General features: G+C 45.2%; 20 protein-coding genes and 1 pseudogene. 17 read left to right on the forward strand and 4 right to left on the reverse strand.

The genetic code is table 11. The features are described 5' to 3' along the window. The first annotated feature begins 109 nt into the window (after nucleotides 1-109). The 4 genes from GVN20_RS11930 to GVN20_RS11945 are packed head-to-tail and all read left to right on the forward strand — an operon-like array spanning nucleotide 110 to nucleotide 5,029. Nucleotides 110-1,486 carry a glycoside hydrolase family 105 protein gene (locus GVN20_RS11930; protein WP_166558536.1) on the forward strand — a complete coding sequence of 459 codons (1,377 nt, stop codon included), beginning with the start codon at nucleotides 110-112 and terminating at the stop codon, nucleotides 1,484-1,486. A gap of 43 nt (nucleotides 1,487-1,529) precedes the next feature. Then, the gene (locus GVN20_RS11935) at nucleotides 1,530-3,371 is read left to right on the forward strand and encodes a rhamnogalacturonan lyase (RefSeq protein WP_166558537.1); all 1,842 of its coding nucleotides are present in this window, start codon (nucleotides 1,530-1,532) and stop codon (nucleotides 3,369-3,371) included. 44 nt (nucleotides 3,372-3,415) lie between these two features. Continuing rightward, nucleotides 3,416-3,886, forward strand: coding sequence for a hypothetical protein (locus GVN20_RS11940; protein ID WP_166558538.1), 471 nt, complete (start codon nucleotides 3,416-3,418; stop codon nucleotides 3,884-3,886). 21 nt (nucleotides 3,887-3,907) lie between these two features. Beyond that, nucleotides 3,908-5,029 carry a glycoside hydrolase family 88 protein gene (locus tag GVN20_RS11945; protein WP_166558539.1) on the forward strand — a complete coding sequence of 374 codons (1,122 nt, stop codon included), beginning with the start codon at nucleotides 3,908-3,910 and terminating at the stop codon, nucleotides 5,027-5,029. 94 nt (nucleotides 5,030-5,123) lie between these two features. On the opposite strand, the gene GVN20_RS11950 is transcribed toward GVN20_RS11945, so the two are convergent. Together GVN20_RS11950 and GVN20_RS11955 are read right to left on the reverse strand one after the other, a co-directional pair. Beyond that, on the reverse strand, nucleotides 5,124-6,212 hold the full coding sequence (locus tag GVN20_RS11950; RefSeq protein ID WP_166558540.1) for a GntR family transcriptional regulator: 1,089 nt from the start codon (nucleotides 6,210-6,212) through the stop codon (nucleotides 5,124-5,126). Between the two features lie 295 nt (nucleotides 6,213-6,507). After that, nucleotides 6,508-7,287: a LytTR family DNA-binding domain-containing protein gene (locus GVN20_RS11955; protein ID WP_166558541.1), complete on the reverse strand. Its 780-nt coding sequence runs from the start codon at nucleotides 7,285-7,287 to the stop codon at nucleotides 6,508-6,510. A gap of 96 nt (nucleotides 7,288-7,383) precedes the next feature. On the opposite strand from GVN20_RS11955, the gene GVN20_RS11960 reads away from it, so the two are divergent. The 5 genes from GVN20_RS11960 (at nucleotide 7,384) to GVN20_RS11980 (ending at nucleotide 15,171) form a co-directional block, all read left to right on the forward strand. Beyond that, nucleotides 7,384-8,019 (forward strand): hypothetical protein, encoded by a 636-nt coding sequence (locus GVN20_RS11960; protein ID WP_166558542.1) that lies wholly within the window; start codon nucleotides 7,384-7,386, stop codon nucleotides 8,017-8,019. Between the two features lie 35 nt (nucleotides 8,020-8,054). Beyond that, nucleotides 8,055-10,100, forward strand: coding sequence for a thioredoxin family protein (locus GVN20_RS11965; RefSeq protein ID WP_166558543.1), 2,046 nt, complete (start codon nucleotides 8,055-8,057; stop codon nucleotides 10,098-10,100). Between the two features lie 199 nt (nucleotides 10,101-10,299). Further along, a complete protein-coding gene (locus GVN20_RS11970) occupies nucleotides 10,300-11,376 on the forward strand; it encodes an LptF/LptG family permease (protein WP_166558544.1) in 1,077 nt (358 codons plus the stop codon). Between the two features lie 119 nt (nucleotides 11,377-11,495). After that, on the forward strand, nucleotides 11,496-13,865 hold the full coding sequence (locus tag GVN20_RS11975; protein WP_166558545.1) for a M1 family metallopeptidase: 2,370 nt from the start codon (nucleotides 11,496-11,498) through the stop codon (nucleotides 13,863-13,865). A 229-nt stretch (nucleotides 13,866-14,094) separates the two neighbouring features. After that, complete coding sequence (locus GVN20_RS11980) at nucleotides 14,095-15,171, forward strand: phosphotransferase family protein (RefSeq protein ID WP_166558546.1); 1,077 nt, start codon at nucleotides 14,095-14,097, stop codon at nucleotides 15,169-15,171. Nucleotides 15,172-15,206: 35 nt separating this feature from the next. On the opposite strand, the gene GVN20_RS11985 is transcribed toward GVN20_RS11980, so the two are convergent. Beyond that, a complete protein-coding gene (locus GVN20_RS11985; RefSeq protein WP_166558547.1) occupies nucleotides 15,207-15,545 on the reverse strand; it encodes a hypothetical protein in 339 nt (112 codons plus the stop codon). A 72-nt stretch (nucleotides 15,546-15,617) separates the two neighbouring features. Continuing rightward, on the reverse strand, nucleotides 15,618-16,949 hold the full coding sequence (locus tag GVN20_RS11990; RefSeq protein WP_166558548.1) for a TolC family protein: 1,332 nt from the start codon (nucleotides 16,947-16,949) through the stop codon (nucleotides 15,618-15,620). 153 nt (nucleotides 16,950-17,102) lie between these two features. Here GVN20_RS11990 and GVN20_RS11995 point away from each other — a divergent pair, with 153 nt between their 5' ends. The 8 genes and pseudogenes from GVN20_RS11995 (at nucleotide 17,103) to GVN20_RS12025 (ending at nucleotide 25,201) form a co-directional block, all read left to right on the forward strand. Then, entirely contained in the window at nucleotides 17,103-18,734 is a 1,632-nt protein-coding gene (locus tag GVN20_RS11995; RefSeq protein ID WP_166558549.1) for an amidohydrolase, read from the forward strand. A gap of 260 nt (nucleotides 18,735-18,994) precedes the next feature. Further along, a complete protein-coding gene (locus GVN20_RS12000; protein ID WP_166558550.1) occupies nucleotides 18,995-19,189 on the forward strand; it encodes a hypothetical protein in 195 nt (64 codons plus the stop codon). Between the two features lie 43 nt (nucleotides 19,190-19,232). Beyond that, the gene (locus GVN20_RS12005; RefSeq protein ID WP_166558551.1) at nucleotides 19,233-20,075 is read left to right on the forward strand and encodes a hypothetical protein; all 843 of its coding nucleotides are present in this window, start codon (nucleotides 19,233-19,235) and stop codon (nucleotides 20,073-20,075) included. 454 nt (nucleotides 20,076-20,529) lie between these two features. After that, nucleotides 20,530-20,751, forward strand: a pseudogene (locus GVN20_RS30115) (hypothetical protein); the annotation flags it as partial. A 366-nt stretch (nucleotides 20,752-21,117) separates the two neighbouring features. After that, nucleotides 21,118-21,594: a T9SS type A sorting domain-containing protein gene (locus tag GVN20_RS12010; RefSeq protein WP_166558552.1), complete on the forward strand. Its 477-nt coding sequence runs from the start codon at nucleotides 21,118-21,120 to the stop codon at nucleotides 21,592-21,594. A 12-nt stretch (nucleotides 21,595-21,606) separates the two neighbouring features. After that, entirely contained in the window at nucleotides 21,607-22,560 is a 954-nt protein-coding gene (locus GVN20_RS12015) for an ion transporter (protein WP_229599042.1), read from the forward strand. Further along, entirely contained in the window at nucleotides 22,560-23,708 is a 1,149-nt protein-coding gene (locus GVN20_RS12020) for a glycosyltransferase family 1 protein (RefSeq protein WP_166558815.1), read from the forward strand. Before GVN20_RS12015 ends, GVN20_RS12020 begins: the two co-directional genes overlap by 1 nt. A gap of 134 nt (nucleotides 23,709-23,842) precedes the next feature. Continuing rightward, nucleotides 23,843-25,201: a methyltransferase RsmF C-terminal domain-like protein gene (locus GVN20_RS12025; protein WP_166558553.1), complete on the forward strand. Its 1,359-nt coding sequence runs from the start codon at nucleotides 23,843-23,845 to the stop codon at nucleotides 25,199-25,201. The last annotated feature ends 85 nt before the right edge of the window (nucleotides 25,202-25,286 follow it).

Raw genomic sequence — 25,286 nt, forward strand, 5'->3', positions numbered from 1 at the left:
GGCTTTTTTATCGCAGTCCTGAACAGGTGGGTACGGGAATGTTGATGTCGTAATTCCCCGCAACTTTGTATCTTTCCAATAAAACCACGGTTATTCCCCTTTTATACCTATGAAAACTTTGCTGTCTAGTCAAAATTTGTCGGCGATTGGAGCGGTGTTATGCCTGACAACGCCCCTTTTTGCGCAACGCAACGTGACCAATGCTAATGACTCCAATACGCCTTTGCATTTGCTGCAACCCGATTATCCAGTACCTTACGGGATTGTGAAAACCGAGGAAGTAAAGGGGATATTGGATAGAATTCACGGATATTTAAACAATGTGACTCCTGCTGCCTTTGTCAATGCCAAAACGGGTGAAGTACTGACCGATTTATCCCAAATTGACGAAAATACCGCCTTGCAAAAAGGCGATTATCGGCTAGTTAGCTATGAATGGGGGGTTACTTACGGGGGAATGCTCTTGGCAAGCCAGGTAACGGGCGATAATCGTTATAAAGAATACACCGAAAAGCGGCTGGAATTCATCGCTAACGCCGCGCCTTACTTCAAAAAAACGACTGAAGAAAACACCGATTGGGGCACGAAAGGGCCTCTGCGGGGTTTGTTGACGCCCCATGCTCTGGACGATTGCGGGGCCATGTGTGCTGCCATGATTAAGGCCACGCGTGAAGGCAATAAGTCAAATTTGCGCCCGTTGATTGACAGCCACATTAATTATATTCTGACCAAAGAACATCGACTAAAAGACGGTACGCTGGCCCGAAATCGTCCCCAGCCCAATACCCTTTGGTTGGATGATATGTTTATGGGCGTACCCGCACTTGCTCAAATGGGTAAGCTGACGGGTGATAAAAAATACTACGACGAAGCCGCTAAACAAATATTGCAATTTGCGGGTCGGATGTTTAACAAAGAAAAAGGCGTATACATGCACGGTTGGGTCGAAGGCATGACTGAGCATCCGCAATTTCACTGGGCCAGAGCCAACGGTTGGGCTATTTTGACCAAAGTGGAGGTATTGGATGTATTGCCTGAAAACCACCCGGCGCGCCCCGCGATTTTGGCGCTTTTGAAAGCGCACGTCAAAGGGTTGGCGTCGTACCAATCGGGGTCAGGTTTTTGGCATCAGTTGCTCAATAAAGAAGATTCGTATCTGGAAACATCGGCCACGGCGATTTATACGTATGCCATCGCCCGCGCCATCAATAAAGGCTGGATTGACGGCTTAGCGTATGCACCTATGACGCTCTTGGGATGGAATGCCGTGGCCACCAAAGTCAATGAAAAAGGCCAAGTAGAAGGAACGTGTGTAGGTACAGGCATGGGTTTTGACCCTGCTTTTTACTACCATCGTCCCATCAGCCCTTTTGCGGCTCATGGCTACGGGCCTGTGATTTTGGCGGGGGCTGAGGTGATTAGTTTGTTGAAAAACAAGAAGTTTGAAATCAATGACAGCTCAGTGCAGTTGTTGCAGAAGAAGTAAATCCATTGATGTTATTCAACATTTACCTTATAATGGCAAGAATATGAGATGGATTCATTTGTCAGTATGTTGCTGCCTGACCTTACTGACTAGCACCTTTGCTCAACGGCAAATGGAATACCTCAACCGAGGCGTAGTGGCGTTGCCCACTGTCGAAGGAAGCATGTTTATTAGTTGGAGGCTGTTAGGCAATGACCCTGAAAGTGTGGCTTTTAATATTTATCGGAACAAGGAAAAACTAAATATCAAGCCACTGGAGAGCAGTAATTTTACGGACAAAAATCCCGTAGATGGGGCTGTTTACAGCGTTCGAACGGTGCTGAAAGGAGTAGAACAGAAAAATGCAGCAACGGCATTAAGTTTTAAAAAATCTTATTTAGAAATTCCTTTACAAATTCCTCCTGGCGGCACCACCCCTGACGGGAAAACCTATACTTACAACGCCAACGATGCAAGTGTTGGAGATTTAGATGGCGATGGTGAATACGAAATCATCCTGAAATGGGAGCCTTCCAACGCCAAAGACAACTCTCAAGATGGCTATACTGGTAACGTGTTTTTGGATGCCTATAAACTCAACGGTACACGATTGTGGCAAATTGATTTAGGGAAAAATATCCGAGCTGGCGCACATTATACTCAGTTTATGGTCTATGATTTAGACGGGGATGGCAAAGCCGAAATCGCCTGTAAAACTGCCGATGGAACAACCGATGGCACAGGAAAAATTATCGGAGATGCGTCCAAAGACTACCGAAATGCCCAAGGAAGAATTTTAGACGGAGCGGAGTTTTTTACCATTTTTGACGGACAAACGGGCGCGGTGCTGACTACCACCGAGTATTTGCCGAGTCGCTTTCCGATTGATAGTTGGGGCACACCCCAACATAATGATCGAAACGGCAATCGGGCGGACCGCTTTTTGGCGTGTGTAGCCTACCTCGATGGCAAACAACCTAGTGTCGTCATGTGTCGAGGCTACTATGCCCGTACCGTGCTGGCAGCTTGGGATTGGCGCAATGGGAAATTAACCTCCCGTTGGGTATTTGATACTAAAAATGGCTTCCCGAGTTATGAAGGACAGGGAAACCATAACCTCACCGCTGCCGACGTAGACAAAGATGGCAAAGACGAAATTGTATTTGGCGCAATGGTTGTTGATGATAATGGCAAAGGCTTATTCTCTACAGGCTTTGGGCATGGAGATGCCATTCATGTGAGCGACTTAGACCCCACGCACGAGGGATTGGAAGTGTTTGGTATTCACGAAAACAAAGATAAGGATGCTGCCCGCCCAGGCATGGCGCTGTATGATGCCAAAACAGGCGCAACTTTGGTCAGAACCGCCGAAGGAAAAGACGTAGGCCGAGGGGTAGCCGCTGATATTGACCCCGAGCATTTGGGCGCGGAACTTTGGGGTGGGATGATGGTAGATGGCAAAAGTCGCTTATTAAGTATCAAAGGCGAAGACATTGGCGAAGCGCCTAGTTCCGCTAATTTTCTGGCGTGGTGGGACGGTGATTTGGGCCGTGAATTGCTTGATGGAAATCACATTGACAAATACAAAGGCGGTCGCCTGCTCACCGCCGAAGGTTGTACGTCCAACAACGGTACCAAATCTACGCCTGCGCTCAGCGCTGATTTATTTGGGGATTGGCGCGAAGAAGTTATTTTTAGAACCACCGACAACAAAAATTTACGCATTTATTCGACCACTATCCCGACCGAACATCGGTTTGTTACGCTCATGCACGACCCCCAGTATCGGCTGAGCATTGCTGCCCAAAATGTAGCCTATAATCAACCCCCACATACAAGTTATTACTTGGGTACTGGTATGAAAAAAGTGCCTAAACCTTTAATCAAGGTGGTTAATAAAAAATGATGCTTTGGCATAAAGAGAATTGAAATATCAAATTATGAAGGTAAATGAAAATACGAGGCTGGAAACGTCGGGTTGTTCATATCGAAAAGTGGTTCGAAGCAAATGTTTTGCCTGATTTAGACCACTTTGAAAAGCAGAAGAGTGACTACGTTAAAATCTGGATTGATCCATTTTATAGGCTTAATAAAACGAATCCGCCTTTGTGGTATTTCAGATTAATCACCCAAAAAATGGCCCTGATTTTTGAAAATTGGGAGAGTGAATTTCAAAAGCAAGGTGCTGATTATGATTTACAACTATGGATTTTTGAAAAAGAATATATCCGCAGTGAAGTAGTTTGTGCAAAAGCTAATAGACGAGACTATTTTGATAAATCGCCATTTTTCAAGGAAGTACCATTTGAAAAATTCGGAAAGCATTTACAAAACCTTCATTGGGAGTATTGCGAAGTAATTGGCGAAGACGAAAATGACCTGCCCTACAAAATTGACAATGTTTGGGTAGGCCGTAAATAAACATTCAAATTAAATAATCGTATGAAATCAACAAAGCTTCTCGTTTGCCTTTTATTCATCGCATCCATGACCTTGGCCCAAAAACTCCCCCCCAAAAAGGAGCTTTTGAAAGCCATGACGTCGGCCAATGCTTATTTTATGAACAAATGGCCGGATGTGGGCAAACCCATCGTTGGGAAAGACCGTACGCGCCCGAGCAACATCTGGACGCGGGGTGTATACTACGAAGGATTGATGGCATTGTACAAACTTGACCCGCAAAAAAGCTATTTAGACTACGCTGTTTCGTGGGGTGAAGCGCACAAATGGGGTTTGCGCAATGGAATTACTACCCGCAACGGCGACGACCAATGCTGCGGCCAAACCTACATAGATTTGTACCTTATAGACAAAAAAGAGGAGCGCATTCGTGACATCAAAGCCTGCATGGACAACATGGTCAACAGCGACAAAAAAGATGATTGGTCGTGGGTAGATGCGCTGCAAATGGCCATGCCCGTTTTTGCAAAATTGGGCGTGCTGTACAACGATAATCGTTATTACGAAAAAATGTACGAGATGTATATGTTTACCAAAAACCAGCACGGCGACAAGGGCCTTTACAACCCCGCCGAAGGGCTCTGGTGGCGTGACAAAGACTTTGATCCACCCTACAAAACACCTGGGGGCAAAAATTGCTATTGGTCGCGCGGGGATGGTTGGGTAGTGGCCGCTTTGGTGCGGGTGTTGGACATTATGCCCAAAGACGCTCCCCACCGCGATGAGTACCAAAAGACCTATTTGGAGATGATGCGCGCCCTTGCACCATTGCAACGCACGGATGGCTTCTGGAATGTCAGCTTGACCGATGAAACGGATTTTGGCGGTAAAGAATTGACCGGAACGGCGCTGTTTGTATACGGTATGGCGTGGGGAATGCGCAACGGTTTGTTGGATAAAAAGACCTATCAACCCATAGTAGCCAAGGCCATGAATGCCATGCTCAAAGACTGTGTACATCCCAACGGCTTTTTGGGTTGGGTACAAGGAACGGGCAAGGAGCCTAAAGATGGACAGCCGTTGAGCTTCGAGAAAGAACCCGATTATGAAGATTTTGGCTTGGGATGTTTTCTGTTGGCGGGCACTGAAGTAGCAAAATTGTAGTTTTACCCACCTAAAATCTGTCTCGTTTCCCAACCCCTGTGTTCGCCAGGGGTTGGTTTTTTTAGGCAATGTTATGCGTTGTCTTTTGATTTCCTCACAGTGAACCTCTTCGAATCATGTAAAATGGATTTTTTACTTTAACACGCTGATTATTAATTAAAAGCGTGGCGGCAGTTTGGCCCATCAGTTCAAAATCGGTGGTGATGACCGTAATGTCCAAAAGCTCTTTGAGGGCGGTTTCGTTGAACGAGATTACCCCAATGTCTTTTCCCAAGGTAAGTTCTTTGCGACGGGCTTTCTTGATTAGCTCTGCCAAATCATTTTCTTCCACGGCAATGTAGGCCGTTCTGGCTTCAATCACAGATTCATCGCTATTTTCTCGGACTTCAAATTCTTTGTGGTAATTGATGCAAAAATTCCGAAATCCGCGCACAATTTCGAGGGGATAATTGCCATCGCTCGGAAAAATCAATACCATTCGTTGGTATTTTGACAACAAATCTGTGGCATTTTCCAGCGCTTCAAAAATGTCTTTGTCAAAACGTTGATAAATACTCAGCGGCTGTTGTGGAAGCTCGGGGATTTCGCGGTCGAGCAGCACTAACTCATTGGCGGGGATGCTTTTGAGCGTTTGAAGGTAATCCGCTTTATCTAAATCTTCCGTAAAATGAGGCATTACAATGTAGTAATTGTATTTGCCTAGGTTTTTGTCAATAATTTCCTGAAAACGCCCCGCGCTGTAGTGATGAATCTCCAAATCTACCGTGGCTTGGTCGCCCAATGTTTTCAAAAAAGAGTAGTAAATGATTTTTTTATAGGAGCTTAACTTGTTGAAAATGAGCAGAACTTTTAGCTTTTTGTCGTGATTTGATTGAATATAGTATCCTTTCCCCTGTACGGATGTGATGTAGCCGCGCGCGCGCAACTCCCGATAGGCTTTTTCTACCGTGTCGCGGGCCAACAGGTATTCAATGCTTAGCTCGCTGATGGAAGGCAATTGATTCCCTTTTTGCAAAACCCCCCTTTCAATGTCTTTAATCACCGAATGGACAATTTGCTTGTATTTAGGCATCTTGTCGGAAGGATTAAATTGCAATTGATACAGGGCCGCCGGGCTTTGGCAATGGTCTATTCCAAAGTGATGGCCGCGACGGCGAGAGAGAGAAGCAATTGTGGTTGTCATAGCAGACTTCTTGAATTTTTCTAAGAAAATCTTAAAAAGTACCTTTTCAGTGGAATGTGTAATCTATTGTAATATATATAGATGATATTAAACTTTGTAAAGATAAAAGGCGATTTATTTATGCAATCGTTATCGGGAACGTTGTCAAAATGAAATGTTTTGGAGAAATTGACCAAAAATCCTTTGCAGACGCAAAATTTTGCGACGCTGTCAAATACAAAATGAATAAGAAGAAAATAAGAAAAATTAGATTATTTTAATTTGTTAACCACCAAAAGACAAGACAACTGCATTGTTAGAGTTCAAACAGTCGGCGAACATTTTCGGCAAATGACTGCCCAGACGTAATTTTGGAGCTTTTTTTATCATTGAGAACCAAAATGAATTTACCGTCAAAATGCTTCTGAATTTCACGTATATGGCGGGAATTAAGAATCGCCGACCGACTGACGCGGGTAAAATGGTCGGGGAGTTTTTCCTCCAACGTCGCCACGGTGTAGCTTGTTAGGTACTTTTGTCCTTCTTTGGTGGCTAGAAATACATATTTATCCTCGGCTTCAAAATAGCTGATTTCATCCAGAGGAATCAACAAAATCTTATCGGCAAATTTGACCGAAATCGTGTGTAGGTCTTTTTTAGGTTTGAACTGTTCAATAATCTGTAAAAGGCTGGAATTGAAGGTATTTTGGGTGGTTTCTTCCTGAGGTGAAGCCATCCTTTTTCTTAATTTTTCCACCGTTTTCTCGAGTCGGTCGTTTTCAATGGGTTTGAGTAAATAGTCAATAGAGTTTTCTTCAAAGGCCCGTATTGCGTACTGATCGTAGGCGGTGGCAAAAATGACCATTGGCATAAACGTCAGTTGAGAAAGCATCTCAAAGCCGTTCATTAGGGGCATTTCGATGTCCAAAAAAATGACGTCGGGCTGTAATTCTTCCACCAGCGTGAGGCCTTCTGCGCCATTGGCAGCCTCGCCGATGATTTCAAACGTTGCTTCAAATTTGTTTAACAGCCGGCGCAAACGGGCGCGGGCCAACGGCTCATCGTCGATAAGAAGGGTTTTAAAAGAGGTGTTCATGGCGTATGGGCAGTGGTCTTTTGTTCTGAATAAATAGGCAATGGCAAGTTACAAACTTTTTGCCTGAACCAAACGGCGGCAAGAGGCGTTTTCATTTTGCTGAGAATAACCTGTAATTTTGAAGTAAAAATAACCGTGAGCAACCGACTGATTCATTATAGTATATTGATTACTGGCCTGTTTTTTGCCTCCTGCAACCCCGAACGGCGCGTAGAAGGCTCCAAAGAAGCGGTCGAGAAAATGAAAAGTATGCAAATCAAACGCGTCACTTCTCCCCAAGTAGTGACCATCGTAGATGACTGGGGTGAGCGGATTGTTAAGCAGGCGCAGCTGGACTGGGAAGCACAGGCCAAGAAGCCCAACGCCAATCTTTCGGCGTTGTGTCAATTGCAGGGAATTGCTGAAATAGACTCATTGGAGAAATTGTACGGGGTACAAATCTTGCTTTTGGGAACGAAAGACATGAAAAACGGTCAACTCTCGCCCAAAGAAAAGGAGGTGTTGGATGCGTATCTTTATAATGCCGAAAACAAACTCCCCCAATCCACCAATATTCAGAAATTAGGCGACTCGGTGCTGATTTATAATGCGCCCATTGCGGTTCAAAATATGATTTGTCAAAAGTGTTTTGGCGACGATGCCACGAAACTAGGACTATGGCGCGTAAAGTTTCTAAAGAACGAAGTGATACGAAAAGTAGACGGCAAGTCGTTGGTGAAGAATAAAAAGTAAAAACTGTTTTGTAAACTGTTATCTGTCAAATATATATGAAGCGCATAGCTGCTATTTTGCTGTTGTTGTTGGTGTCGGTTTCGACCTTTTCACAGATTCAAAACCATGCCAAATGGTCGTTTGAAGTTCCTAAAAAAGAAGTGAAAGTTGGAGATGTTATAGAAATAAAATTTAATGCAGACATCGACCCCACGTGGCATTTATATTCAACGGAGTTTGAGGTCAAAGACGGCCCTAATCCTACCGAGTTTGCCTTTAAACCCAATGATAGCTACCAACTTGTAGGGAAAATTAAGCCTGTTGGATTCCATAAATTTTACGAAGAAGTATGGGGCGGAAATACCAGCGTGGCCGAAGGAAAAGGGAGTTTTGTGCAAAAAGTAAAGATTCTAAAGGTCGCGCCGCAAATTGAAGTAGCTATTTCGTATCAAACATGCCAAAACGATGGGCTTTGTACGATGGGAAATGCCGATTTTATAATAAACACGCTAAAAGTAGTCGCGGCATCTAATACAGAAACTCCAACCGCAGAAGCCACAGCCCCAACCGCAGAGCCACAGGTGACTGAAAATGTGCAACCTACAACGACACCCAAAGCAGATACTACTCAGGCCGAAGCCACGGCCTCTGCGGAAAACACAATCTCTGATGTTCCAGTCTCTGAGCCTGAAGAATCACTTTGGAGCTTTTTGTTGGCGTGTTTCCTCGGCGGATTGGCGTCTATTTTTATGCCGTGTATTTATCCCATTATGCCCATGACGGTGAGTTATTTCACCAAGCAAGAACACGGCACTGGTAAAGCCTTGGTTTACGGGCTTTCGATTGTGGCCATTTTTACGTTGTTGGGCTTTTTGGTGTCGCGTGTTGGCGGTGCACAAGCCGCTAACTTTATCAGTACCCACTGGGCACCCAACGCGATTTTCTTCGTAGTTTTTATCCTTTTTGGTCTGTCGTTTTTGGGATTATTTGAAATTGTATTGCCCAACTCTTTCGTCAACAGTGTGGACAAACAAGCCGACAAAGGCGGCCTCATCGGGATTTTCTTCATGGCGCTTACGTTGGTGGTGGTTTCGTTTTCGTGTACGGCCCCGATTGCGGGTTCATTATTGATTTTGGCTTCCAAAGGCAACGAAGTAATGCGCCCAGTGTTGGGGATGATATTCTTCTCCTTGCCGTTCGCGGTAGTGTTTACGGGTTTGGCCATGTTTCCGAAATTCCTCAAAAGCCTGCCTAAGTCAGGCGGGTGGCTCAATGAATTTAAAGTCGTTTTTGGCTTATTAGAATTTGCATTGGCTTTGAAATTTTTATCAAATATAGATCTAGCGTATCAGTGGCAGGTGCTTGACCGTGAGGTGTTTTTGGCTATTTGGATAGTTTTGTTCTCCATCATTGGTTTTTACGTATTGGGAAAACTGCGCATGGATAAAGACTCACCCGTAAAAGGAATCACCATCCCGCGTTTGCTGATTTCATCGGCCACGTTTGCGTTTGTGGTCTACATGATTCCGGGCATGTTTGGCGCGCCATTGCGGGCATTGTCGGGGTGGTTGCCTCCCGAGCAAACGCAGGATTTTTACCTGACCAACGCCGTTGGCGGTGGAACTTCGGCTCCTGCCCTGACGGCATCGGGGCGTCGCAAGCCGCATTTGCCGCACGGATTGGAAGGTTATTTTGACTATGAGCAAGCATTGGCCGAGGCCAAAGCCCAGGGCAAACCCGTATTCATCGACTTTACAGGCTTCAATTGTGCCAATTGTCGCAAGATGGAAGCCAATGTTTGGCCACAGCCAGAAGTATTGGAGCGTCTTAAAAAGAATTTTGTGATTGCGTCGCTGTACGTAGATGACAAAACGGAACTGCCTAAGGAAAAGCAGTTTGTGTCTACCTACGACCAACGTGAAAAAACCACCATCGGCGATAAAAATGCCGACTTACAGATTACAAAATTCAACAACAACGCACAGCCGTTTTACTGTTTGGTCACGCCCGAAGGCGAGCTATTGACCAAGCCCGTTGGTTATACAAGTGCCGAAGAATTTACGCGTTTTCTGGATGAAGGATTGACAAAATATAAAAAGTAAATCAGATAAGAAGGCTTTCTGGAAATAAGAAAGTCTTCGAGAATCCTTCAAAAGCAACTTCCCCAAAGTTTCAGCTTTTGGGAGGTTGCTTTGTTTGTTAAAAAATCTAAAAAAAGCAACCTTTACCGAATCAAAGCATAACTTGTGGAGATTTGCGTTGTACTGCAAGACGGACAACATACGACGAAAGACTTATTGCATGAAAATATTAGACCGATATATTCTCAAGAATTTTTTAATCACTTACGTATTTACGGTACTTGTCACGCTGCTGATTATCTGCGTGATTGACTTCACGGAAAAGGTAGATAATTTCAGAAAAACAAACCCTACGCCCTACGAAATTATCGTAAATTACTATCTCAATTTTATTCCTTATTACGCCAATTACCTCAGTCCGTTGTTGGTTTTTATTTCTACGGTTTTTTTTACGGCGCGTATTGCGGCCCGTACCGAAATCATCGCGATGTTTAGCAGCGGTATCAGCTTTATCAGAATTTTGTTCCCGTATTTTATCGGTTCGGTCATATTGGCGGCTTTTACTTTCTACATGGTAGGCTGGGTTATTCCGCGCGCCAACAAAATCCGGTTGGCTTTTGAGTACAAATACATCGAAGAACAATTTTATTTCAACCGTCGGAATTTCCACGTAAAGGTCGCGCCCACTACCTACGCCTACCTCGAAAGCTACAACAATACGTCGCAAACGGGTTATAAGTTTACTTTGGAGCGTATCGAAGGCAATCAACTAAAGGAAAAGCTAACTTCCGACCGCATTACATGGGCTCCCAAGAAGAAAAAGTGGGAAATTCATGATTATAAAGTGCGAAAGTTTGAGGGACAAAAAGAATTCTTAACCCAAGGTGTTAAGATAGATACCGCTATTTCGCTGAGCCCAAAAGACTTTGAGAATGATAAAAACCGCTTTGAAGAGCTGACCTTGAGTCAGTTAAATGAGTACATCGATCTACTCAATTTGCGCGGAGCCGATGGCGTTCAGACGTACCTGCTCGAAAAATATACGCGTTTTACGCACCCTTTTGCTTTTATTATTCTGACCATCATAGGCGTAGTGGTATCGGCCCGTAAAAGCCGGCGGGGCTCCGGGTGGCAGATTGCTTTGGGCTTCATTTTGGCGTTTGTGTATCTACTCTTCTTCATGCTGGCCAAAGGCATTGCCGAATCGGGCAAAATCCCTGCGGTGGCGGCGGTATGGCTGCCCAATATCATCTTTGCCGGCATTGGGTTTGTGCTTTATAAAACCTTACCCCGCTAAGAACGCACATCCTGTTTTACACCCAAATTGGGGGATATTGATGCATACCTTTGTTTGATGACCTTCCTATTTGCCTAGAAAATCCTATTTTTGTAAAAATCATTCAGCAGACGAATTCCATGAGAAAAACCCTGTTTCTAGTTTTGTGCCTATGGCAAACTACCCATTATTTGCAAGCTCAGGCCCCTGCCCCAGCATCTTACCACGCCAATTCGCGTTTTGAGCAAATGGGCACCCAACTGCCTACCCCAAACACCTACCGCACCGCCTCGGGCGCGCCAGGTAAAGACTATTGGCAAAACCGAGTGGATTACGATATCAAAACCGAGATAGACGACGAAAAACAACGTCTGACGGGCTCGGAAGTGGTGACGTACTTCAATAATTCTCCCGATGAGCTACGCTATGTGTGGATGCAGCTAGACCAGAACGTATTCACCAAAAACTCAATGGCAAATCTTACCCGTACGAGTTCGGTCAATGAAAGAGGAATGCCAATGAGCAGCACCATGCGCTCTATGATTGACAAAGATTATGGTCATAAGATTACGGCCGTAAAAGACCCTAAATCAGGGCAGCCGCTGCGCTACACCATCAACGAAACCATGATGCGCATAGAACTTGTGGCTCCTATTAAGACGGGCCAATCGGCGAGCTTCCAGATTGATTGGAACTATAACATCACTGATTTCCGTTTCGCGCAGGGCCGTTCGGGGGCCGAATACTTTGCCAAAGACAACAACTTTATCTACGAAATAGCCCAGTGGTTTCCGCGTGCGTGCGTTTATGATGATGTGAATGGCTGGCAAAACAAGCAGTTTTTGGGGCAAGGAGAGTTTACCTTGGCTTTCGGAAATTACAAAGTTGCCATTACCGTTCCCAATGACCACATCGTTGGCGCTTCGGGAGAACTGCAAAATGCCAATCAAGTGCTTTCGGCTGAGCAACTTAAGCGCCTAGAACAGGCCCGTAAAACGTTTGACAAACCAGTGTTGATTGTGAGTCAGGAAGAAGCGACAAGGAACGAAGCCAATAAGCCTTCAGGCAAGAAAACCTGGATTTTCAAAGCCGATAACGTACGTGATTTTGCCTTTGCCACTTCGCGAAAATTCATCTGGGATGCAATGAATGTGGAATTGAACGGCAAAAAAATCATGGCAATGTCGTTTTATCCCAAAGAAGCCAATCCGCTTTGGGGACAATACTCGACTATGTTGGTAGCGCATACGGTCAAAACCTATTCAAAGTTTACGTTTGATTATCCTTATCCTGTGGCGCAATCGGTCCACGGTCCTGTGGGTGGTATGGAATACCCGATGATTTCCTTCAACGGTGCGCGTCCAGAAGCGGATGGCACGTATTCAAAAGGAACCAAAGACTTTTTGATTCAGGTAATTATTCACGAAGTAGGTCATAACTGGTTCCCGATGATTGTCAACTCGGATGAGCGCCAATGGTCGTGGATGGACGAAGGATTAAACTCATTTATGGAATATTTGACGACCAAAGAGTGGGACCGCGACATGGGCGGCGACGTGGCCGAGCCGCAAAACATCGTCGAATACATGCGCACCGACCCAAGCAAGCAAGTGCCTATCATGTCGAGTTCTGACAACATCATGGGTTTTGGCCCCAACGCTTATACCAAGCCCGCTACGGGTTTAAACATCCTACGTGAGACCATCATGGGGCGCGAATTGTTTGATTATGCTTTTAAAGAATATGCCAATCGGTGGAAATTCAAGCATCCTACCCCGGCTGATTTCTTCCGCACAATGGAAGATGCCTCGGGTGTGGATTTGGATTGGTTCTGGAAAGGTTGGTTCTACGGCACACAGCCCGTTGATCAGGATTTGACCGAGGTCGAATGGTTTGCGTTGGATACCCAGAATCCTGAAGTCAATAAAGCCGAAGCCAAAAAAGCCGCCGAAGCCAAGCGTAACACCGTGGCGCGCCAGCGGGACAAAGAATACATCAAAGAAAGCGTAGTAGACAAAAACCCCGACATGAAGGATTTTTATAATACCTACGACCCATATCAGGTGACTGAAAACGACAAGAAAAAATACGAAACCTATTTGGCAAGTCTGACGCCCGACGAGCGTAAATTAGTCGAATCTGGCTTGAATTTTTATACCATCAAGCTGAAAAATAAGGGAGGGTTACCGATGCCAGTCATTATCAGAATGCAATACGAAGACGGTACGGATTCGGTAGCGCGTTTTCCCGCCGAAATCTGGCGTTTGAATGACCAAGATATTTCGAAAGTGATTACGAGCAAGAAAAAAGTGGTTCAATGGACGCTTGACCCCTATCAGGAAATTGCCGATATTGACACTGAAAATAACAGTTTTCCGCGCCAACCCGCGCAACCGACTCGATTCCAGCTGTTTAAATCACAGGGAATTCAGCGGGCACCCAACCCAATGCGAGAAGCGCAACAAAATCAGCCGCCCAAAACTGGTCAACAGGGCGGTGCCAAAAATTAATAAATGTATGGGCGGGGGTTTACCTCCGCCCTTTTTTTGTGTAAATAAGGGTAATAGTTAGCCATTTTTTGAAAAATACGATGGTAATTTCGGGGCCCTTGGGCAGATGCAAGCCCTGGGCAGACGCAAGCCCTGGGCAGACGCAAGGCCTGCCCCTACGGGTTTTTGTCATAAATTCCCTTAATTTTGTTTTGGAATTGATTCATGAAAATCACCTGAAACCGACCTGATGTCTACCCCCAAAACTGATGTACCCGTAGCGGTGCGTGAAGGCGAACAATTGGATATTACCAAACTGAATGCGTATTTTGCTGAGCAAGTGCCTGATTTGGGCGTGATTACGGATGTCAACCAATTCCCAGGTGGTTATTCCAATTTAACGTATTTTTTGAAAACCGATACGGGGAAAGAATATGTCCTACGTCGGCCGCCGTTTGGGGCTAAACACATCAAAGGGGCACACGACATGGGGCGCGAGTTTCGGGTGTTGTCGCTCCTGAAAGCGGCAGAATACGCCAAAATCCCCGTCCCGATTGCCTATTGTGAGGATGAAAGTGTGCTAGATTGTCCGTTTTATGTAATGGAACGGGTGCAGGGAGTGATTTTGCGCGCCCATTCCGCTCCCAAAATGGGCATTGACCCCGATACATTCCGACGGCTGTCGGCGGCTTTGGTGGACAATATGGTGGCGCTACATTCCATTAATATTCAGGCCACGGGATTGATTAATTTAGGCAAACCCGAAGGCTATGTGCAGCGTCAGGTGGAAGGTTGGTACAAACGTTACCAGCACGCCCAAACCGACGAAGTACCCGTCTTTGAGCAAGTCTATCGATGGCTGTCGCAAAACCTTCCCGCTGAAAACACGCCTACGCTCATTCACAACGATTATAAATACGACAACGTAGTGCTTAATGCCAACGACTTGACCGATATTTTGGCCGTGTTAGATTGGGAAATGACGACCGTTGGCGACCCGCTGATGGACGTAGGCACTTCGCTCTCATATTGGTCAGAGGCCACGGATGGAGCGTTTGAAAAAAGCTTCAATCTGACGTGGCTTCCGGGCAACTTTACTCGTCAAGAGTTTGCGGACCGCTATGCTCAACAAAGCGGGCGTGATGTTTCCAATATTCTGTATTACTACGTCTTTGGGTTGTTTAAAAATACCGTGGTGATTCAGCAGATTTATGCGCGTTGGAAGCAGGGGTTTAGCAAAGATGAACGCTTTGCGGGGCTAATTATGGGGGTTCATTCCTTGAGCAATACGGCAGCGAAGGCAATTGAGCTAGGCCGCATCAGTTGACGTTCTCTGGTGAAATGCGAGCAGTATTCCAAAATTTAAAAAGCTCGCTTGAGAAAACCGCCTAAATAACTACCCGCAAAAACGGGTAAGAACTGCAAAAAAGCCGTGAACTGCGTAGCGTCGGCGTCAAAAGGCGGAAGTAGCCGAAGGTTGTTGATAAGAAAATAGAAGCCTATGACGAGCATCACCTGCTCCACGGCGAGAATCCAGCCCTTACGCGGTTGAAGTACCCCCAGACTTATGCCCGACAGCACCCCGACTAAAAACGGGAGATGAATCGTTGGGCCATAGAAACAGCTTAGGGCTAAAATAGCACTGGTAAAGACCGTAAGGAGGGCGTCGCGTGTGAGGGTTTTGTTCCAAAATGGCTCCATAAAACAACCTTTATTAAATACCAAGCGTTTTTAACAAAGGTAAGCCAAAGCCCTTAATGGTCATTTATTTTTTTATTTAACGTCACTGATAATTGAACTACTCAGGCGAAGCAGTTCAATCTCGGTTACTTTGACGTTGTAGGCCGCTTCAATCAGGCGCGATTCGGTGGCTACAGCGTTGCGTTGTGCCTCCCGAAATTCGATGGCCGTTGAGTTTCCGAACTTATAGCGCTCAAACGCCAAATCTACGTTTTGGCGGGCAATTTTAAGGTTTTGCTCTTCAAAACTAAAAAGAGCAATGCTGTTTCGGTACGTATTATAGGTCCGTTCAAGGGCCGAAAGCAACTGCACCATTAGGTCAGACTCCTGATATTCCGCAATCATCGTTCCGATTTTGGCGTTCGCTTCACGACGGCGTTGGTTGTAGCCGTCATAAATCGGAATAACGAGGCGAGCGCCGTAGTTCAGAGAGCCGGTTCGGCTGGTTTTTACGCCAAAACCTACCTCGTTGTTAAGGGTATTGTAGGTATAACTTCCTAACAAATCCACTTGTGGGAGGCGGGCCGCTTTTATTTCACGCTCCGTTACTGAGGCAATTTTACGATTTTGATTGGCGGCCAGTAAATTCGGATTTTGGCTTTTTAAACTTTGCTGCAATTGCACCAAATCCAAATCTTTCCGAAAGGTAATGGTGTCAGGAGTGGTAAAGTCAAGGTTTAAATCCCTCATTAAGAGTGCGTTCAGGGTTACTTTGGTGTTTTGTAAAAATTGCTCCTGCGCCACCAAAGCGGCTTGGTCGCCGTTGTAGTCTACCTGCGCGGCCAAATACTCCGACTTCGAAGTGGCTCCCACTTCATAATTGGCTTTGGCCAATTCGCGGCGAGTACTCGAAATATCCAACGCGTCTTTGAGTGATTCTAGGCGCTGTTTTTGGCGAATGATGTCATAGTAAGCCGCTGCTACCTGCGCTACGGTATTTTCAATGTTGATTTTTACGGTGGTTTTGCCAAATTGTTCAATTTCACGTAGTCGCTCAGCGGTGGCAAACATGCCCATTCCGTCAAAAACCGTCCACACCAAGTTGATACCCGAGTTGGAGTTGCGGTTCTGCACACCTCTTTGGATGAGGGGCTCGCGGGTGGTGGTCCCTAGTGGAAAAAACGTTTGATTAACGCTGTTGTTATTGAAGTTGGCTTGCGTTGAGCCCGTCACGACGGGCAGCATACCAGCATTGCCGCGCGTGTTGTCGTTGTGGGCAATGGCTTCGCGGCTGCGGGCTATTTTGATGGCGTAGTTTTTTTCCAACGCCACAGAAATGGCGTTTTCAAGGGTCAAAAGTTCTTGAGAAAAGGAAGCAAAAGTTGGTGCAAAAAGAATAAACAGCAGTAGCAAAAATCGTGTCATACAAGCAAAAACGAAACAGGTTAGCTTTATTTTGTCATGTCGTTTAGCATCTATTAACGGGAATATAGGCCCCAACAGGGCGACAAAACGCGTTTGACGTTTCAAAAATAACTTTTTATAACGTAGCTTTAAGCATCAATTAAACCCGACACGATGAAAAACTACTTTTACGCGCTATTCGCCGCCTTTTTAGCGTCATGCTCAAGCCAAGAGAAAGCAGACCTAATTGTCTATAATGCGGCCGTTTACACCGTTGATTCTACCTTCAGCAAAGCCTCCGCGTTTGCCATCAAAGAAGGGAAGTTTGTGCTTGTTGGCGACTCAGCTTCGGTGTTTGGTGCGTACAAATCCGACTCTGTGCTCAATGCCGAAGGCAAGGCCGTATATCCTGGATTGTACGATGCCCACGCCCACTTCTACGGCTTGGGACAAAAGCTCGACCAAGCCGATCTGGTAGAAACGCAGTCGGCCGAAGAGGTGGTGGAACGCCTAAAAAAATACCATTCCGAGCACCCTGACCGCGTATGGATCATTGGGCGCGGATGGGATCAAAATGATTGGGCAGTGAAGCAATTTCCTGATAAAGATATGTTGGACAAAGCATTCCCAAATAATCCGGTGTACTTGACTCGCATCGACGGGCACGCGGCTTGGGTAAACTCCAAGGCGCTGCAATTGGCCAAAATTACCGGTAAAACGAAAGTTGATGGTGGCGACATTCCCATGAAAAACGGGCAGCCAACGGGAATTCTGGTCGACAATGCCATGCGTTTGGCGCGGGCTGCCAATCCTCAACCGTCGGAAACCGAAATCAAAGACATGCTGCTCAAAGCGCAGGAAGTGTGTTTTTCCTATGGCCTGACCAACGTGGGTGACGCTGGCGTATCGCCGGAAGTGATCGATCTGATGGATAATTTGCAGAAAAAAGGAGAATTGAAGATACGGCTGTATCCGATGGTAAGCATCAATCAGGAAAATGTGGATAAAATGCTGAAAAAAGGCGTGTACGTGACCGACCGCCTCAATGTGCGTTCTTTTAAGATCTATGCCGATGGCGCGTTGGGCTCGCGGGGTGCGTGTTTGCTCAAGCCTTACAGCGATGCTCCAACCACCGGGTTTTTGTTGCTAAGCCCTAAAGAACTGGAAAATTTTGTGAAGCAAATCGCCAACAGCGAGTTTCAGGCCAATACGCACTGCATCGGCGACTCGGCCAACCGCTTGATGCTCAATCTGTACGCCAAATACCTGAAAGAAAAAAATAACCGCCGCTGGCGCATTGAACACGCCCAAATTGTGGATGCCGCCGACGTGCCCACTTTCGGGAAGTTTAACATTTTGCCTTCTGTTCAACCCACCCACGCAACGTCTGATATGTACTGGGCAGCTGAGCGTTTGGGGAAAGAGCGCGCAAAAAATGGCTATGCGTTTCAGGCGTTATTTCAACAAAACGGTAAGGTGACGTTTGGAACCGATTTTCCGGTGGAGGCCGTTTCACCGTTTTATACGTTTCATTCGGCTGTGTACCGGCAAGACGCCAAAGGATTTCCTGAGGGTGGCTACCAAATGGAAGGCGCGCTCAGCCGCGAACAAACCCTGCGCGGCATGACGATTTGGGCCGCTTACGGCAATTTTGAAGAAGGCCGTTTGGGCAGTATCGAAACGGGCAAAGCCGCCGATTTTATCATTTTGGAAAAAGATTTGATGATGGCCCCCGCCAATGAACTCCGCGAAGTAAAAGTGCTGAAAACCTACGTAGCTGGCGAGAAGGTGTTTGAGCGGAAGTAATCAATCGTATTCGGCATAATCATCGGTCGGTTTGGCTGCCACCTTCAAGCTGACCGATGATTCACCACCTAATTTTGGACAATTTTGTAGTGTTATTTTTTGAAAATCTATTGTAAAGCTTAGAAAAATAACAGAAGTTTGGAATAATTCGCCTCAACGTTTAGATGTATTCCAACTTTTATGCTTCCTCACCATCAGCTTGTATTAGTACAGCGAGCCACGATTTGATCACCGCCAAATCTACCGGCACACCCCGCCAAATGGCCCAGCGCCTTGGGATTTCAGAAAGAGCGTGGTATTACCTGCTCGACCAACTCCGTAACGACTACGGACTACCGATTCTTTACTGCCGCTTCAGGTGCAGTTACTACTACACCGACGACGCTTCTCATTGGGAAGATTTCCTGCAAAAGTTCCTTAATTACCCCCTCTATAACACAAATTGGGGGTGGTAATTTCTTGATTATCAAATATTTAAATAAAAAAAATGCTAAAGCTATGAAAAATCCATCAAAAAAATTGACTCACTGCAAGCTGTTTGCAGTGGCAACTCCTAACATTGTGATGTTGATCAACGAGGGCCCTTCCCCAAACGCCCGCAAGCAAGTAGGCACTACCCCAAAACAGAAAGACATATTTTTGAAAAACACAATACTACTACTATTCTTTTTAATCTATATATTTTGTTCAGTTAGATTGTTTGGGCAAGATACTATTCCACAAAGTTCGCGACAATCACCTACCCTCAATACTCTTAGACCATATGTTGACTCCGAAATGATAAGGCATCAATGGGATGTTTCCGTCAATTTACTTGATTTAATAGGCAAAGGAAACAACGTCTCTTTATTCTTTCGGAAAAATTATGTCAACCACAATAATGACAGTCGGGCTTTTAGGCTAAGGATTATGCCTTATTTTCTTAGTGCTCATAGTGTTGGAGTCAAGAGGAGTGCACCAACTGTAGGGCTCTTTTTTGCTCCGGGATATGAATGGCAGCAAAGGTCTGGTAGATTTATGCTATTCTATGGAATGGATATTCGGTTTAATTATGATTATTCTAAAGTGGGCGCAACTATTGGTATTGGGGGTTTACCAGGCACTTCATCCAACTACGATGAGAAGCGTTACTGGGAGATAGGGGCAGCTGCATTTTTAGGAGCCCGTTATTTTATAAACCACCGATTCTCACTTGCGATTGAAAGCCAATTAACGTTTACTCACGCTCGACTTAACGAAAAATCAGTTGATAATGGAGTTGTTACTTACCAACATGAGCAAGTTGATTTCCAACTTTCTTATTTTCCCTTATATTTTTTAAATCTCAGCTATCATTTTTAATTAATTAAAACTTATGAAAAATTACGACAAATTTATCCCAGCATTGTTTACGATTTTCTGTTTCTTTTCTTTACAAGTATTGGCATAATCAGCTGCTGTCGATATAGAAAGTGATGATTGCCCTCCCGGAAACGGAAACTGTTTTTATGGTGTGGAACCTCAGATTACAAGCTTTAAGTATAGACCTCTGATTACTAGTGTTAGCGGTATACCTTCCGGTGCAATCAAAACTTACATATGGACTCTGACCGGAGGAGCTTTTACTCTTAGTACTAATGCTAATTCGGAAATACCCTATATAATATGGGAAAATAAAAAAAACTATATAAGTGGCAATGCTACCCATTCACTAAAACTTAAAGTTAAATGGACTTGGTCGGGTGGTTCCCATGAAGTAGAGAGTCTAACTCAACCTATTGAGGTTAAATAAATTGGAAATGTAGGTACAATTACAATAAATGGTTCCGGTTATAGTGGAACTGCCGTTCTAGCGTGTGGAAGCAATACGCTTGCTATATCTGTTCCAACAGTTGAGACAGATGGCCCTTTTACGTATGTAACTTATTACTGGTATTACCCGAGCGGCTGGTCAAGCCCTGCGACAACCACTACTCCGACTGTTACTGCTACACCATCTACCAGTAGTCAAGGTACGCTCAAAGTAGAAGCTAAGCGGGCTGATGGTAATTTAATAAAAAATAATCAGGTCCAAGTTAATCGTCAATTGCCAATTATAAATTCTACGAGCATTAATAATTTAGTAGTATGCTCAGGAACTACTCAATCAATTTCTGCCAGTGGTACGAATGCAGACTCTTTTGTTTGGACACCATCCTCAAACGTAACAGTAAACGGGAATTCAAGTCCTCAAAATGTTAGTGGTGCTGTAAACATTGTTGCTACAAACCAAGGTACAGTTACAGTACAAGCTTATTCGTCGGCTTGCGGGACTGTAAGTAGCAACTCCATCGTTCGCAATGTTAGTTTTGGTACTCCAACTATCAGTAATCCTATTCAATGGTTGTTTGACTCCTACTCGAATATGTGGCAATGTTCCAACATAATAACCCCCTATTTTGGCACGAGTTATACTTGGACATTGGTGTCAGGCTCAGCCACTTTGGTTCCCAATATTAATGGTTGCTATGTGACTACCACCGGAGGTGCCTTGGTCGCTATTACGGCTTCCAATACCTGTGGAACCTCTGCCGCTACTTACTATGACATACCCGCTGCGGAAGGCTATAGAATGATGGCCTATCCGAACCCAACGAAAAATGTATTGACACTTGAACTTAAAAGCAAAGATGTATCTTCTATTGACATTTATTCTAAGGAATCCGCTGAACGAGTCAAGTCTATTCCCGTAAAGGACTTTGTAAAGGGTAATGCTTCCGAAGAAGGCCCTAAAGTGGAGTTAAATGTGAGTGACCTACCTCGTGGGATTTATTATCTGCATGTAAATCCCGGTACAGATTCAAAACAGAAAGTCCAGATAATTCAGATTAGGTTAGAGTAAGGTCTTCGTCTCATGTCATTCTTAACAGCCCCCTTTGGCCAAAGGGGGCTGTTTTTTAGCGATAACGAACTCGAATTTTACCACAACTTCTCCGTACTTTTGTATAAAAAAGTACCAATCGTGACCCTACGCAAACGAGTCTATAACACGCTAGAGTTTTCGGCCATCGGGCGGAGAGGGCTGAGCCTGTACATCAATATTGGTTTGGTGTCGATTATTTTCCTTAATTCTGTCGCTATTATTCTTCATACCGTTCCCGAAATCAGACACAATCAGCATTATGATCGGTTTTTTCAGGATTTTGAGATTTTTTCGGTAGTCATATTTACCATTGAGTATTTTCTCAGGATATGGTCTTGTGTTGAGAATCCGCGTTATGGAAATGGCTGGAAAGGGCGATTACGGTATATTTTTTCCTTCTGGGCTATCGTTGATTTCTTGGGGATTTTTCCCTTCTATTTCACGTTGCTTACCTCCGATTTTGGCATCATTCGTATTCTACGGGTATTTCGTTTATTCAGATTGTTTCGGGTTACGCGGTATTCGCATGCTCTCAAAATGATTCGGAACGTGTTGCTGGAAACCAAAGAAGAACTGCTTATCTGTTTTTCGTTTATTATTTTTACTTTGCTTATTTCGTCGAGTGTGATGTATTATTTGGAACATAATGTGCAGCCCGAACGCTTTAAGAGTATCCCCGCGACGCTTTGGTGGGGGGTGATTACGATGACCACGACCGGCTACGGCGATATGTATCCCATTACGGCTGCTGGAAAGTTTTTCGGAGGCGTTGTACTGATTTTGGGAATCGCGTTGTTTGCGCTTCCTACGGGTATTATCGCATCGGGATTTATGGAGCAAATTCGTCGGGACAAAGGACGTAAATATATTCAATGTCCTCACTGTAATGAATGGGTTGATTTGCAAGAGGTTAAACACGTTCATAAACCAGATAATATAGCGTGATGCGCATTGGATTTGACGCCAAAAGGGCTTTTAATAACCGTACTGGATTGGGGAATTACAGCCGTTTTGTGCTCAACGCGCTGCAACATTTTGCGCCCCAACACCAGTATTTAGCCTACACACCAAAATTCAAGGTGGGGCTTTTTGATGAGTTTCCTGAAAAATATATTCGATTTCCTGAGGTTAAAAACAAATTGTACGGGGCGTGGTGGCGGAGTTATGGCATCAAAAAAAAAATGGTACAAGAGGGCGTTCAGGTGTTTCATGGGTTAAGCAATGAACTCCCCCATGGACTATCAGCGGCGGGCATTAAGTCTGTGGTAACGATTCATGATTTGATTTTTTTGCGTTATCCTGAATTATACCCCGCTATTGACCGTTTTTTTTACCGTCAAAAATTCAAAAATGCCTGTGCCGAAGCCGACGTAGTTGTGGCCGTAAGCGAGCAGACTAAGCGCGATATTGTAGCGTTTTACGGTACTTCACCCAAGAAGATAAAAGTGGTGTATCAAGATTGTCACGAGGCATTTCATCTGACTTCCCAAGTTTTAAAACGTGGACGCCCAGTCGGGGGCGCCCAGCCTTGGGAAGTCTCGCCTCTCCTTCAGAAATACAATATTGGCAAACCCTATGTTTTGACTGTGGGCACCATCGAAGCGCGCAAAAATCAGCTTCATTTGGTCAAGGCGTTTCATGCGGCGCAATTGACAGACGCTGAACTGGTGCTGATTGGAGGAAAAACAAGCTATCAGCAAGCAATCGAAGCGTACATTGCGCAACATCACTTGGCTACCAAAGTCAAGATTTTAAACGGCGTTCCCTTTGCCGATTTGCCTGCGTTATACCACTCGGCTCGGGTATTTGCTTATCCTTCGTTTTTTGAGGGATTCGGCATTCCAATTGTCGAAGCCTTGCACAGCAATGTGCCCGTGGTAGCATCAACTGGCTCGTGTTTGGAAGAAGCTGGCGGTAAAGGCGGCCTGTACGTTGACCCAAATGACGTGAACGCTTTGGCCCAAACGTTGACCCTACTTTGGCAAGACGAAACATTGCGAAAATCTCTGATAACAGAAGGGCAAAAACACGTAAAGGAGTTTGCGGCCGAGAAAATAGCGAGAGAGTTGACGGAAATCTACGCATCTTTGTAGCCATCAACTGTCTGACTGTGTAAGCGTCTGACGGGCTAGGTCGGTACGCCGATGCGGCCCCCGTTCAAACCGTCGGACGCCTGTGCCTCACGCTGGTGCTTTATTTGATGTAGTGCTTTTCTGAAAGTAATTCCATGATGCAATTTCCCCAACCGTTTATACAAGAACTAAAAGCCCAATTGGGCGATGAATACGCTGATTTTGAGGCTGAATTGCAGCAATCCCCTCCTGTCAGTATTCGGTATAATTCCGGCAAATTTCCTGATTTTCCGACTGAAGATACCGTAAAATGGTGTTCGGAGGCGCGTTATCTGGCGTCGCGGCCCGTATTTACGCTCGACCCGCTTTTCCACGCTGGGGCGTATTATGTGCAGGAAGCGTCTTCGATGCTGATTGGTGAGGCTTTGGCACAGACCGTCGATCTTTCGGAGTCGTTACGAGTGCTTGATTTGTGTGCGGCACCGGGCGGAAAAACAACGCTTTTGGCGTCACAATTATCGTCGGATAGCCTTTTATTGGCCAATGAAGTCATTCGTAGTCGGGTGATGATTCTGAAAGAGAATGTGCAAAAATGGGGTTTCCCCAACGTCCACGTAAGCAACCATGACCCCGAAGATTTAGAAAAACTAGCAGGTTTTTTTGACGTAATTTTGATAGATGCACCGTGTTCGGGCGAGGGACTGTTTCGAAAAGACCCCGCTGCCGTAGACGAATGGTCGGTGGAAAATGTGCAGATATGTGCGGGCCGACAAAAACGGATTTTGAGTGCGGCCATGCCGTTGTTGAGTGCGGGCGGTGTTTTGATTTATTGTACTTGTACTTACAACGATGCCGAAAATCAAGACAGCAGCGCGTTTGTGGTGGATACCCATCAGTTTGAAGAAGTAAAGCTGCAATGGCCTGCCGACTGGGGCATTGTGGCCAAAAAAATGGGGTATCAATGTTATCCCCACAAGGTAAGAGGGGAGGGTTTTTTTCTGGCGGCGTTTCGAAAAACCGCACAACTGGATTCATTTTATTATAATATGGAAAAGGGCGGACGGCCGCGTTCGTTCAAGCCGTTGCACAAAAAACAGCTAAAGGAAATAAGCCGATGGCTACAAGAACCCGACGAGTTTAGTTTTTATGAGAAGCCCAACGGTGAAGTGATAGCTTTGTTGGAAAGCCAAAAAAATGATTTGATTGTTTTGGATAATTTATTGTTTGCCAAAGGGTTGGGACTCGAAATGGGGTCGTTTAAGGGCACTGATTTTATTCCTTCTCACGCCTTGGCATTGAGTACTGCGCTTTCAGCTCAACTGCCGCGCCTGGAGCTTTCGGAGGGCGAAGCGTTGCAGTTTTTGAAAAAAGAGAATTTGCTTTTTGATGCGCCCAAAGGTTGGCTGTTGGTGACGCATCGAGGATTAGGATTGGGCTGGGTCAAAGGATTGGGAAATCGTATCAATAATTATCTGCCCAAAGAATGGCGGATTCGCATGGAGATTCCCGAGTAGGGGTAGGCCCGCAGCGGCGTTCCGTTTGTGTCTGCCTGGACATACAATAAAAACATAAAATTGATTAAATTATGACGGGCAGGAG

Source organism: Runella sp. CRIBMP, assembly GCF_009905605.1.
Taxonomy (GTDB): domain Bacteria; phylum Bacteroidota; class Bacteroidia; order Cytophagales; family Spirosomataceae; genus Runella.

What these genes read in the sequence shown, in the direction of transcription:
- GVN20_RS11930 (WP_166558536.1), top strand. Translation starts at nt 110, where the DNA reads ATGAAAACTTTGCTGTCTAGTCAAAATTTGTCGGCGATTGGAGCGGTG.
- GVN20_RS11950 (WP_166558540.1), bottom strand. Translation starts at nt 6,212, where the DNA reads ATGACAACCACAATTGCTTCTCTCTCTCGCCGTCGCGGCCATCACTTT.
- GVN20_RS11990 (WP_166558548.1), bottom strand. Translation starts at nt 16,949, where the DNA reads ATGACACGATTTTTGCTACTGCTGTTTATTCTTTTTGCACCAACTTTT.
- GVN20_RS11970 (WP_166558544.1), top strand. Translation starts at nt 10,300, where the DNA reads ATGAAAATATTAGACCGATATATTCTCAAGAATTTTTTAATCACTTAC.
- GVN20_RS12005 (WP_166558551.1), top strand. Translation starts at nt 19,233, where the DNA reads ATGAAAAATCCATCAAAAAAATTGACTCACTGCAAGCTGTTTGCAGTG.
- GVN20_RS12025 (WP_166558553.1), top strand. Translation starts at nt 23,843, where the DNA reads ATGATGCAATTTCCCCAACCGTTTATACAAGAACTAAAAGCCCAATTG.
- GVN20_RS11945 (WP_166558539.1), top strand. Translation starts at nt 3,908, where the DNA reads ATGAAATCAACAAAGCTTCTCGTTTGCCTTTTATTCATCGCATCCATG.
- GVN20_RS11995 (WP_166558549.1), top strand. Translation starts at nt 17,103, where the DNA reads ATGAAAAACTACTTTTACGCGCTATTCGCCGCCTTTTTAGCGTCATGC.
- GVN20_RS11975 (WP_166558545.1), top strand. Translation starts at nt 11,496, where the DNA reads ATGAGAAAAACCCTGTTTCTAGTTTTGTGCCTATGGCAAACTACCCAT.
- GVN20_RS11985 (WP_166558547.1), bottom strand. Translation starts at nt 15,545, where the DNA reads ATGGAGCCATTTTGGAACAAAACCCTCACACGCGACGCCCTCCTTACG.
- GVN20_RS12020 (WP_166558815.1), top strand. Translation starts at nt 22,560, where the DNA reads ATGCGCATTGGATTTGACGCCAAAAGGGCTTTTAATAACCGTACTGGA.
- GVN20_RS12000 (WP_166558550.1), top strand. Translation starts at nt 18,995, where the DNA reads ATGGCCCAGCGCCTTGGGATTTCAGAAAGAGCGTGGTATTACCTGCTC.
- GVN20_RS11935 (WP_166558537.1), top strand. Translation starts at nt 1,530, where the DNA reads ATGAGATGGATTCATTTGTCAGTATGTTGCTGCCTGACCTTACTGACT.
- GVN20_RS11965 (WP_166558543.1), top strand. Translation starts at nt 8,055, where the DNA reads ATGAAGCGCATAGCTGCTATTTTGCTGTTGTTGTTGGTGTCGGTTTCG.
- GVN20_RS11940 (WP_166558538.1), top strand. Translation starts at nt 3,416, where the DNA reads ATGAAAATACGAGGCTGGAAACGTCGGGTTGTTCATATCGAAAAGTGG.
- GVN20_RS12015 (WP_229599042.1), top strand. Translation starts at nt 21,607, where the DNA reads ATGTCATTCTTAACAGCCCCCTTTGGCCAAAGGGGGCTGTTTTTTAGC.
- GVN20_RS11955 (WP_166558541.1), bottom strand. Translation starts at nt 7,287, where the DNA reads ATGAACACCTCTTTTAAAACCCTTCTTATCGACGATGAGCCGTTGGCC.
- GVN20_RS12010 (WP_166558552.1), top strand. Translation starts at nt 21,118, where the DNA reads ATGTGGCAATGTTCCAACATAATAACCCCCTATTTTGGCACGAGTTAT.
- GVN20_RS11980 (WP_166558546.1), top strand. Translation starts at nt 14,095, where the DNA reads ATGTCTACCCCCAAAACTGATGTACCCGTAGCGGTGCGTGAAGGCGAA.